Source organism: Idiomarina sp. UBA4206, from assembly GCF_002383015.1.
GTDB lineage: Bacteria > Pseudomonadota > Gammaproteobacteria > Enterobacterales > Alteromonadaceae > Idiomarina > Idiomarina abyssalis.
The window spans coordinates 40986-51622 of the sequence record NZ_DFTS01000059.1 but is presented as its reverse complement, the minus strand read 5'-3'; the positions used below and the strand labels follow the sequence as shown (position 1 = coordinate 51622).

Sequence of the window (10637 nt, the reverse complement as noted above, 5' to 3'; positions counted from 1 at the left end):
AAACATGGGTGGCCCTATGGCCAGCAACCTGGCAAAAGCAGGCCACACCGTTAAGGCTTTTGATTTATCGGAAGACGCGCTGAAAGCAATAGTTGCAGACGGTGCACAGGCAGCGAAAACAGCGGCTGAAGCCATCGACGGCGTTGAGTTTGTGGTTTCTATGCTGCCGGCAGACCGCCACGTAAAAGGTGTTTATCTTGGAGACGACGGTTTAATTAATAAGCTGACCAAAGATCAGCTCGTTATTGATTGCAGTACCATTTCATCAGATACCGCTATGTACGTGGGTGAACAGCTCGAGAAAGCCGGTATTGCCTTTATTGATGCGCCGGTTTCTGGTGGTGTGGGTGGCGCGAAAGCCGGCACCTTAACCTTTATTTGCGGCGGCACAGAAACCAATGTGGACCGCGCTCGCACCGTGCTTAACGACATGGGGAAAAATGTTTTCCGCGCCGGTGATGTCGGTGCCGGACAGATTGCAAAAATTTGCAACAACATGCTGTTGTCGGTGTTAATGGTGGGTACTTCAGAAGCTCTGCAATTAGGTAAGGCGAACGGGCTGGACCCGAAAGTTTTATCGGAAATTATGCTGGCAAGCTCGGGTAGCAACTGGACTTTACAGGTTTATAATCCGTGTCCTGGCGTAATGGACAACGTGCCTTCAAGTAACGACTATCAGGGCGGCTTTTTGGTTGACTTAATGGCTAAGGATTTAGGCCTGGCGCAACAAACCGCGTTAGAAAGTGGTGCAGCAACGCCTATGGGGTCACTGACTCGTAATCTTTACCATAGCTGGTCTGAGCAAGGCCACGGTCGTCAGGATTTTTCCAGTATTTTTAATTATGTGGCACCTAAGTCACAGAAGTAACCTAAGAAACGAGGAAGCACATGCAAATTAAAGACAGTGTTATTGTTATTACCGGTGGTGCCCAGGGACTAGGCCTTGCAATGGCTGAAGATTTCGCCAAACAAGGCGCTAAACTTGCACTTATCGATATTAACGGCGACGTATTAGGTGAAGCTCAGGAGCACTGCGAAAAGCTGGGTGCTGCCAAAGTAGTTGGCTATGAAGTTGATATTACTGACGAAGAGTCGGTAGAAACCGTGTTTGAACAAATTCAGCAAGAGTTTGATGGTATTGATGTGCTGGTAAACAACGCAGGCCTGCTGCGTGACGGCCTGCTGATTAAATTCAAAGACGGCGAACTGAAACAGAAGATGCCACTGCAGCAATTTCAGTCGGTACTGGATGTGAACCTCACCGGTACCTTCCTATGCGGCCGTGAAGCCGCAACGCAGATGGTAAAAGCCGGTAAAAAAGGCGTTATCATCAATATTTCCAGTGTCGCGCGTGCCGGCAACATGGGACAGACTAACTATTCCGCAACCAAGGCCGGTGTGGTTGCCATGACAGTCACCTGGGCTCGTGAATTGGGTCGTTACGGTATTCGCTGTGGTGCCATTGCGCCTGGCTTTATCGAAACCCCAATGACGGCACAGATGAAACCCGAAGCGGTTGATCGCGCGTTATCTATGGTTCCGTTGAAACGCTGGGGGCAGCCAAATGAAATTGCTCACAGCGCTCGCTACATTATTGAAAATGACTTCTTCAGCGGCCGTGTGGTCGAGATTGATGGCGGCGTTCGTCTGTAAGTCACATTAGTTAAAGTAATGATAAATAGCCGAACTAAGGGCGTCTCTGTTATAGTGGAGGTTATCTACTAAACAGAGACGCTTTTTAATTAATGGCATGCGGAAATTACCTCCCTTAAACGCGCTTAAATCATTTGAAGTGGCAGCGCGTCACCTTAGTTTTACCAAAGCAGCCGAAGAGTTATTTGTGACTCAGGCGGCCGTCAGTCATCAGGTAAAAGCGTTAGAAGATTTCCTTGAGCTTAAACTTTTCATTCGACGTAACCGCTCGCTGTTGCTGACCGAAGAAGGGCAAGAATACTACTTAGAGTTACGGGATATTTTTGAACAACTGGCACAGGCCACCGATAAGCTTCGGTTAGTGTCTGAACGAGGCGCGTTGACCGTTTCGGTTCCCCCCAGCTTTGCTATTTTATGGTTTGTCCCACGGCTCAGTAGTTTTCGTGAAGAGCACCCCGATATGGACATACGCATTAAAGCGGTGGATGAAATTAGTGGCTCTTTGACGGACGATGTTGATGTTGCTATTTACTATGGTGATGGCCGCTGGCCCGGCGTAAAAGCTTACCAGCTGCATGAAGAATATTTATGGCCAGTCTGTTCTCCCTTGTTGTTAGACAAAGCCAACATTCAAGAACCGATAGATTTATTCAAACAAACGCTGCTGCATGATGAAACCCGAAATGCCTGGAAGGACTGGTTTCAGTTGGTAGGGTTGCCCCAGTATAAAGGCGATAACGGACCGGTATTCAGCCATTCCAGTTTGGCTTTGCAGGCGGCGGTTCACGGACAGGGCATTGCTTTAGCGAATAATGTGCTGGTTAAATCCGAAATTGACAGCGGACACCTGGTTCGTATTTTTCCTCAGGCTTTGCAGCGGAATAAAGCCTTTTATCTTGTTTGTCGTGACAATCAGGCGGAGATAGGTAAAATCGCGACTTTCCGTCAATGGCTACTTGGCTTGGTTCAAAAAGAAGAGCAAGAGTTTAATCAATAATGCGCTATCAACAGCAGAATTTGAACGGAACCTTTCGTATTGTTTTTTTGCACGGTTCAGGTGGTGGACCGGATACAGAGTTTATGGATTTTTTTGCGGAGCAGGGTGCGGTGCTTGGCGCGGAAGTTGTGCGGCCAGATTTTCCTTATTGGGAAATGGTCCGGGAAACGGATAAGCAACGACCTCCTAATAAAATGCCGGTGCTGGTCGATGCAATTGACGAGCTGCTGAGCGAATTACAGCAAGATAATAAGCCGTTAGTTTTGATGGGTAAGTCATTAGGAAGCCGGGTGATGTTGCGCTTAGCTGACAAGTACAGCGCGAAAGCAGTAATTGCTCTGGGTTTTCCGTTTCATCCGCCGCATAAGCCGGAAAAGTCACGTTTGGAAGAGTTGGAAATGACGCAGGCTCCCGGCCTTATTTTACAGGGCACTCGAGACCCATTTAGTAAGCCTCTTTTAAAAAGAGCGGAGCAGGGGCAATGCGTGGAGCTACCGCACAACTGGCAGTTACAATGGCTAGAGGGTGCCGATCACGGTTTTGCCGCCACAAAAGCCAAAGCGGCGGATACGCCTAAGCTATGGCAAGAGGCGGCAGATGCTATTAAGGAGTTCATTCAATGAGTCAGTTATTTTTAATTGTGGCGGCCATTTTAGGCGGTACAGGCGTTATGCTGGGGGCTTTTGCTGCCCATGGACTTAAATCGAAGTTAAGCGAAAACTTGTTAAGCGCATTTGAAACTGGTGTTACTTATCAGTTTTATCACGCCCTGGCATTATTTGCCTTAGCACTTTGGTTAAAGCAGTCACATTCGGTTTGGTTTGTTGCCAGCGGTTATTTATGGTTGGCGGGTGTTATTTTGTTTTCGGGCAGTTTGTATGCGTTAGCGTTGACGGGCATTAAATGGTTCGGGCCAATAACGCCGCTCGGCGGATTGTTATTTATTGCCGGTTGGCTCAGTTTGTTAGTTGGCGCAGTGAAGTTAGGAGCAGGTAGTTAATGAAAGACATCGTTAGCGGCAAAGGCAGTGGTATTGTATTACTGTGTCGCGCTGGGTTTGAAGGCGATTGTGCGGCTGAAATTCAGGATAAAACGGCAGAGCTGGGTGTTTACGGCTACTGTCAGACTCAACCTGATCAGGCCTATGTCACTTATAACTGCCAGCATGAAGAAGCTGAACACATTGCCCGTAAGCTGTCGCTTAAAGATCTGGTTTTTGCACGAGAAATGTTCGCCTTACTTGGCCCGGTAAAATTGGCCGGTATTGAAGATCGTGCGTCCGAAGTTATTGATGTGCTGAAACCTCACAGAGAAACTTTTGGTTTAGCGGGTGAACTGCGAGTAGAAACGCCGGATACCAACGAAGCCAATCAGCTATCAAAGTTTTGCCGGAAGTTCAGTGTTCCACTGCGCCAGGCCTTGCGTAAAGAAGAGCTTTTAAGTAATAAGCCTTTGGCTAAGCGACCTATGTTACACGTGTTATTTGTTAACTCGGCACATGCGCTGGTGGGGTATTCTTATAGCTATAACCAGACAGTGCACGAAGGCGGTATTGTTCGTTTACGTATGCCCAAAGAAGCACCTAGCCGGTCAACCCTGAAACTGGACGAAGCTTTCCAGGTGTTTGTACCTGAAAATGAGCAGGAAAAACGTGTTCACTCGGGCATGAAAGCCGTGGATTTAGGTGCTGCTCCAGGCGGATGGACTTATCAGTTAGTACGTCGTGGCATGATGGTACAGGCGGTCGATAACGGACCGATGGCTGAGTCTTTAATGGAGACAGGTCAGGTTAAGCATATTAAAGAAGATGGTTTTAAGTTTCGTCCTAAACGTAAGAATATTAACTGGTTGGTTTGTGACATGGTTGAAAAGCCGGCACGAGTCGGTGAGTTGATGACCAGTTGGTTACTGGAAGGTGACTGTGAAGAAGCCATTTTTAACTTGAAGTTGCCAATGCGACAGCGCTATGCGGCGGTGAAAGAGTATTTGAGTCAGATTACCGATAAGCTTCAGACTGAAGGCACCAAGCCTTTTGAAATTCAGGCTAAACACCTTTATCACGACCGTGAAGAAGTCACTGTACACTTACGTTGGCTGCCACGGAGCTAGCTCGTTTCGGCATAGCCATGAGAGCCATGGCCATGCCGAAAATCTTAAAGCCGGTCAATAACCGCCTGAGTAAAGTCTGTGGTGCCGTGTGAACCGCCTAAGTCGCGAGTTGTACGGTCGCCGCTGGCAATGACATCGGCCAGTGCTTTGGTGATATTGGTTGCTTGTTCTTGCATTCCCAAATATTCAAGCATTTGAATCGAAGCCAGAATTACTGAGCTTGGGTTTGCCAGGTTTTTACCGGCGATATCCGGAGCTGAACCATGTACGGCTTCGAAAATGGCGCAGTTTTTACCAATGTTAGCGCCTGGTGCCATACCTAGCCCACCGACCAAACCAGCACAAAGGTCAGATAGAATATCGCCGAACAGGTTTGTGGTAACAATCACATCAAACTCTTCCGGGTTCATTACCAGACGCATACAAGCCGCATCGACAATCATTTCTGTCGACTCGATATCCGGATATTCTTCTGCAATTTCACGAGCAACTTTAAGGAATAAGCCTGACGTTGACTTCAGGATATTGGCTTTGTGAACTGCCGTAACTTTTTTACGACCTTCGCGGCGCGCTGTTTCATAAGCAAACCGCACGATACGCTCTGCACCTTCGCGCGTGATTTTGCTCATAGCTTCAGCTTCATTACCATCTTCAGAGACTTTTTGTCCTAAACCCGAGTACATACCTTCGGTATTTTCGCGGATGGTGATGATATCAATATCTTCATAGCGGGCCTGAGTCCCTTTAAAGGACAATACAGGGCGCACATTTGCGTAGAGAGAAAAATGTTTGCGCAGGCTGACATTAATTGAAGTAAAGCCTTCGCCAACTGGGGTTGTTAATGGCCCCTTTAAAGTAACACCGTTACGTTCAATCGCATCAAGAGTATTTTGCGGTAATAGCTCTCCGGTTTTTTCCAAAGCAGTCAGGCCGGCTTCTACGTATTCATACTGAAAGTCACAACCCGCTTTATCTAAAATTGCGGTTGCTGACTTAACGATATCCGGGCCTATGCCGTCACCTGGAATAACTGTGATGGTTCTACTCATGAATTGCTTCCTTTAAACCGTGTTACAACAAAAAACAGGAACGGTCATTCTACCACCGCGTTGATAATACTGACTAGCTCTGTACTATTCACCACGCGAATAAGCACTATAACGGTGAGTAACAATGACTGTCGAAGGCTGCTTTTGTTTTAATTTTTGTCAATTGATCAGCATCGATTTTTAATTGCTGACAACTGGATTTTAGCAGGGATTTGACTGAACTGCTTAATGATACATCGGGGTAATAAGTGCTTAAGGTCAAATAGTGTGACAAAAAGAAAAGGGCACTTAACTCATCATTTTCTTCTTTATCTGGATCTAATAGGCGCTCAGTAGCTGGAGGCAGCTGCCAGCGTTTGACCAACTGCTTACTCCGGCGAAAATCACTAATATCCAGCGCTGAGCCTACCCAACTGGTGCTGTAGCAATGCTCAACGTATTTAGGCCGAGGCCATTTAGCGGACTTTATCAGCTCTGGGTGTCGAAATAAGTCGGAACCTGAAAGTAAAGCCAGTAGCGGCGCCGGTGTGGGTAAATTAATGCTTGTGGTATCTGATAAACGCTGCAATAAAGTGGTTAATAAGCCGAGCTTTTGCATCAAATTTTTATGCAAAGGAATAGTGTTTAAAGAAAACTGGTGCTGCAGGAATGCAGTGGCCAGAATTACGGAAGCTCGCTTAGAACCCAGCCACAAGTATGCCTGTTTTAAATCCATACGGCTCGCTTCGCTGTAACCAATACGCTCACTTTGTTGGACTGCAGCGTGCAGACTATTGGCTAAAAAAGGAAGCTGGTTTACCTGTTGAATGACGGCATTCAAGGCGCCATTTGCATTTGCGTATCGATTAATCGCTTTTAACAGTGAACGCGGTGTTTGCTGTACTGAGCTCTGTTGCTCTTGTTTCATTAAGCGATGGCTACTCAGAGCGTTGAGTTGTTCATTCGTCAGAGCTCGATTGTTTATTTGCCAATTTCCAGACTCTTCCGGGCTCAGGTAAAATGGACTGTCCAACTTATGAATTAAGGCTACGACGGCATGCTTGCCTTCAAACCCCAGCAATACGGCGGTTTGTTTGTTTTGTTCATTCGAAAACTTCTGGCCTGTCAGCCGCACTGAGAAGGTGTCTTGCTGGGTTAGAAGCGCCCAGAAACGGTAGCGAAAATCTCCGTTTAATAACGGAAAAAACACCAGGCTGGGTTCGATTCGTTTTAGCTGCACTTGAGTCAATGCTTCAACCCAGTATCTAAATACGACGATATCGGGCGAGCTTAACGTCAATGTCTCTAAAGCAGAAAGCCACAGCGATTGTCGCAGCTGACGCTGTTTCCAATAGCCAGGGTCGGGATTAAGTTTTGCACTGATACAGGCCGCAGCCAGAATTCGGCGATAATGGGTGTGTAAAGACCACTGATAACCGCACTTTAAGGCGTTAACGCAAACGGCAAGTATCTCACTTATCGCGTGTTTGTCTTCCGGATAGTGTTGCTCGGCATAAATTGGAAGAAGCTCCGGCCAGCGGTTTTGCTGGTATTCCTCATCAATAAACTGAACTAAACGATAAAGCTGACGAATATCGTGTTGTTTCAGTAAATTACCGGCTTTTTCACAACACTCCGTCAGTTTATTCATTCCCGCCTCTGATTATCCTGATAGTCGCGGTATGAATCGTTACCCCAGGCGATGAGCTCATTGTCTCGGAAAACCAGAGGGGTACACTCATCTTTCGTAGTGATACCGTCAGAAGTCACGTGATGTGTACGATAAAACAATACTTGCATGTCACCTTTGGGTGAGGCTTTTGCTTCGTTGATATCCGGGGAGCCCAAAATTCGGATAACGCTGTCTTTGGACATACCGAGATCCAACTGACCAATTTGTCTGGCGTTGTAGGTTTCCCGTTCCTGCCACTGCAAATCGGCGGGGTCAGCCTGATAAAGCATCAGTACTGCCCCGACAATAGCCAGATAACTTACGGCACCAATAGCAAGTATGACAAAGACTTTATTTTTCATAAATCCTTCAGTCAGTAACAACCTTATAACAAGGATGATACACCGAACCCGGCAGTTTCATACGACCCTGTTCGACGAATGCTCTTAACAATACGTCAAGTCGCTTCATTAACTGTTTTTCACCATGAATAGTAAATACGCCTTTTTCTCTAATTTGGCGAATACCATCGTCCTTCACATTACCGGCAACAATGGCAGAGAAGGCGCGACGTAAATCAGCGGCAAGTTCTTCTTTGGGCTGCTCTGGGTGCAGGTTAAGCGATGAAACATTTTCATGAGTCGGATAAAAAGGACGCTGAAAGTTTTCATCGATAAAGAGGGTCCAGTTAAAGTAGTAAGCATCGCCTGAGTCACGGCGATACTGTTTTACCGCCGCCATACCCGCGTGCATGTGCTGAGCGACACCGGCAGGGTCTGCGATAATAATACGGTAAAAACCGCGGGCGTCTTCGCCTAACGTATCGACGATAAAAGTATCTAAAGCATCAAAGTAGTCTTTAGAGCTTTCGGGACCTGTCAAAATTACGGGCAAACTTTGTTGCTGGTTTTTCGGGTGCATCAAAATGCCAAGTAAATACAACAGTTCCTCTGCTGTACCCGCGCCACCCGGGAAAATCACAATTCCGTGCGCGCAGCGCACGAAAGCTTCCAAACGTTTTTCAATATCAGGCAGAATAACCAGCTCATTGACAATAGGATTAGGTGGTTCTGCTGCAATAATCCCGGGTTCTGTAAGACCTAAGTAACGGCCACTGCTAATGCGCTGTTTAGCGTGTCCGATAGTAGCGCCTTTCATTGGACCCTTCATTGCTCCAGGGCCACACCCTGTGCAGATGTTGAGGCCTCGTAAACCGAGTTGATAACCCACTTCTTTGGTGTATTTATACTCGCCTTCATTAATGGAGTGGCCTCCCCAGCAAACTACCATGTCCGGCTCTTGCATCGCCTGAATGGTGCGGGCGTTGCGTAAAATATCGAATACCACATGGGTGAGGGTAGCGCTATCAGCGTCTTTAAGTTCTTCTTCCGAGTAACGGTCTCCGGTAAAAAGAATGTCACGTAATACAGACTCGAGCAGTTCACGTATTCCAACAATCAGTTCGCCGTCAACGAAAGCTTCAGCGGGTGGCTCTATAAGTTCAATTTTAATGCCGCGCTCTTTGCGAATAATATTAACTGCGAAGTCTTTGTATTTATCGTAGATTTCAGCACTGCTGTCGGTGTTACTACCGGCATTTAAAACCGCAAGACAGCAGTTACGGAATAATTTATAAAGTTGGCTGTTTGAGGACTGCTTTAAACGCTCTATTTCGAGCTGTGACAAAAGAGACATACTGCCTCTTGGAGAAATGCTTGCTCTCATTATGTTTTCATACTCCTGTAAAAACGATGACTCGGCGTCATCCTTGTGCCGGCGTTGGTCGTGCGTTTGGTTTCTATTTCGCTTTCATGACCTTATTGCGCCCGCTATTTTTTGCATTATATAGAGCTTTATCTGCTCTTTCGAAAACCGCTAATGGCGTATCTTCGTTGTATTGACACTTCGCTATTCCTGCTGAAATAGTAATACGAATGTCTTCACTTTTAAATTTAAACGGAATAGTCGCAACTTTTCCCCGTGCATTTTCGATGTGTTGATAAGCTTCCCGATCATCCGAACAGAATATAATAGCAAACTCTTCGCCACCGTAGCGACAGACAAAACCTGACTCTTTGAGTGCTTTGCTGAGGGTTCCTGCAATAACTTGCAGAGTTTTATCGCCGGCAATATGACCGAAGTTATCGTTAATATTTTTAAAGTGGTCGACGTCTATTATCGCGATAGTAAGCTGTGTCTCACCTTTTACCCAACGCTCAAACTCAAGGTTCAGGCGTTCCTCAAAAGCCGACCGGTTGGGTAACTTGGTCAGATTATCCTGTAAGCTACGAAACTGCTGCTTTGCTAATTCTTTTTTGTAGTACTCGACCTGAGCTTCGGTATCCCTTAGCTGCTGCTTTATCTCCAGCGTGTTGCTGTTAAAGTTTTCACGCTCTTCATCATGCAACTTCAAGTGTTGATTCAGCGTTTCACTTAACGTCTGTAACTGCTTGCCAACGGACTCTTTTAAATCATAAAGCTCACAGGCATCGGTGACACAAGCACTAATTTCTGAGACGCCATTTTTCAGTTTTTGATTCAGATGAACGCGCTGGTCAGCGTAGTCTGAAGAATGATTAATAGTTTTACCCAGCACACTTTGAACCGATTCCAGCGAAGCATTCAGTTGCTTTAAGAAATGCTGTGCCGACTTTCGTTCATCATTAATGTTACTGAAAACTAACCGCATGATTTTTAAAGTGATGGCGAGCAGAGTTTCACTTGTCTGCGGTTTTTGCAGGGCAACTTTCATTTGTCGCAGAGTATCGGCAGCGTTTCCTGAAAACTCAACTTCGCTTAGTAAGTCGAGCAATTGGCTCTGGTACTGACTAACTTGAGTCTCTGTCTTAACAGCAGGCTGTTGATAGGAAAGTGCCAGTAACTGGTTCATCAACGGAAGATAGTGAGAAACCGTCATTGTCGGTTGCTCAAATTCGCTGGCGACACGCTGCAGTTTAGAGCGGCTGTTATTATCGTGCGGTTTAATTGAAGCCAGCGCCTGACGGATGCTTTCGTTGGTTAGCTTTAGCTGTGTCTGCAAACGAATCGTATGCTGCGATATTGCGTCGCTAAGCTTCTGCATAATTGGCTCGAGAACGGCCGCAGAAGCATTCTGCTGCAGGTGTCCGCGCAGCTTATGCAGCAGAGTGTCCAGCTCCGTATCAACACCACTTAACGC

The 10637-nt window shown here is 46.5% G+C and carries 11 protein-coding genes; 6 read left to right on the top strand and 5 right to left on the bottom strand.

The features are described from left to right. The 6 genes from mmsB to rlmM form a co-directional block, all read left to right on the top strand. Positions 1–868, top strand: an 868-nt coding sequence (mmsB, locus tag B3180_RS12225; RefSeq protein ID WP_286844827.1) for a 3-hydroxyisobutyrate dehydrogenase, incomplete at its 5' end; no start/stop codon positions are given. 20 nt (positions 869–888) lie between these two features. Continuing rightward, on the top strand, positions 889–1653 hold the full coding sequence (locus B3180_RS12220; RefSeq protein WP_278358751.1) for an SDR family oxidoreductase: 765 nt from the start codon (positions 889–891) through the stop codon (positions 1651–1653). 97 nt (positions 1654–1750) lie between these two features. Next, positions 1751–2650: a transcriptional regulator GcvA gene (locus tag B3180_RS12215; protein WP_054488199.1), complete on the top strand. Its 900-nt coding sequence runs from the start codon at positions 1751–1753 to the stop codon at positions 2648–2650. After that, entirely contained in the window at positions 2650–3273 is a 624-nt protein-coding gene (locus B3180_RS12210; protein ID WP_278358750.1) for an alpha/beta fold hydrolase, read from the top strand. The genes B3180_RS12215 and B3180_RS12210 overlap by 1 nt, the downstream gene beginning before the upstream one ends. After that, the gene (locus B3180_RS12205; RefSeq protein WP_054488196.1) at positions 3270–3650 is read left to right on the top strand and encodes a DUF423 domain-containing protein; all 381 of its coding nucleotides are present in this window, start codon (positions 3270–3272) and stop codon (positions 3648–3650) included. The genes B3180_RS12210 and B3180_RS12205 overlap by 4 nt, the downstream gene beginning before the upstream one ends. Then, a complete protein-coding gene (gene rlmM, locus B3180_RS12200; RefSeq protein ID WP_054488194.1) occupies positions 3650–4759 on the top strand; it encodes a 23S rRNA (cytidine(2498)-2'-O)-methyltransferase RlmM in 1110 nt (369 codons plus the stop codon). The genes B3180_RS12205 and rlmM overlap by 1 nt, the downstream gene beginning before the upstream one ends. A 44-nt stretch (positions 4760–4803) precedes the next feature. On the opposite strand, the gene B3180_RS12195 is transcribed toward rlmM, so the two are convergent. The 5 genes from B3180_RS12195 to B3180_RS12175 all read right to left on the bottom strand — a co-directional run. Beyond that, a complete protein-coding gene (locus tag B3180_RS12195; protein ID WP_199494893.1) occupies positions 4804–5808 on the bottom strand; it encodes an isocitrate dehydrogenase in 1005 nt (334 codons plus the stop codon). Between the two features lie 106 nt (positions 5809–5914). Further along, positions 5915–7438: a hypothetical protein gene (locus B3180_RS12190; RefSeq protein WP_278358749.1), complete on the bottom strand. Its 1524-nt coding sequence runs from the start codon at positions 7436–7438 to the stop codon at positions 5915–5917. Next, positions 7435–7821 carry a DUF3192 domain-containing protein gene (locus tag B3180_RS12185; protein ID WP_222235471.1) on the bottom strand — a complete coding sequence of 129 codons (387 nt, stop codon included), beginning with the start codon at positions 7819–7821 and terminating at the stop codon, positions 7435–7437. Before B3180_RS12185 ends, B3180_RS12190 begins: the two co-directional genes overlap by 4 nt. Before the next feature lie 7 nt (positions 7822–7828). Next, a complete protein-coding gene (gene ppnN, locus B3180_RS12180; RefSeq protein ID WP_054488189.1) occupies positions 7829–9184 on the bottom strand; it encodes a nucleotide 5'-monophosphate nucleosidase PpnN in 1356 nt (451 codons plus the stop codon). A gap of 73 nt (positions 9185–9257) precedes the next feature. Beyond that, positions 9258–10637, bottom strand: a 1380-nt coding sequence (locus B3180_RS12175; RefSeq protein ID WP_286844818.1) for a GGDEF domain-containing protein, incomplete at its 5' end; no start/stop codon positions are given.

Bases quoted from the DNA above. Each gene is read 5' to 3' on its own strand.
- B3180_RS12215 (WP_054488199.1), top strand. From the start codon at position 1,751: ATGCGGAAATTACCTCCCTTAAACGCGCTTAAATCATTTGAAGTGGCA.
- B3180_RS12205 (WP_054488196.1), top strand. From the start codon at position 3,270: ATGAGTCAGTTATTTTTAATTGTGGCGGCCATTTTAGGCGGTACAGGC.
- B3180_RS12185 (WP_222235471.1), bottom strand. From the start codon at position 7,821: ATGAAAAATAAAGTCTTTGTCATACTTGCTATTGGTGCCGTAAGTTAT.
- B3180_RS12220 (WP_278358751.1), top strand. From the start codon at position 889: ATGCAAATTAAAGACAGTGTTATTGTTATTACCGGTGGTGCCCAGGGA.
- ppnN (WP_054488189.1), bottom strand. From the start codon at position 9,184: ATGAGAGCAAGCATTTCTCCAAGAGGCAGTATGTCTCTTTTGTCACAG.
- rlmM (WP_054488194.1), top strand. From the start codon at position 3,650: ATGAAAGACATCGTTAGCGGCAAAGGCAGTGGTATTGTATTACTGTGT.
- B3180_RS12210 (WP_278358750.1), top strand. From the start codon at position 2,650: ATGCGCTATCAACAGCAGAATTTGAACGGAACCTTTCGTATTGTTTTT.
- B3180_RS12195 (WP_199494893.1), bottom strand. From the start codon at position 5,808: ATGAGTAGAACCATCACAGTTATTCCAGGTGACGGCATAGGCCCGGAT.
- B3180_RS12190 (WP_278358749.1), bottom strand. From the start codon at position 7,438: ATGAATAAACTGACGGAGTGTTGTGAAAAAGCCGGTAATTTACTGAAA.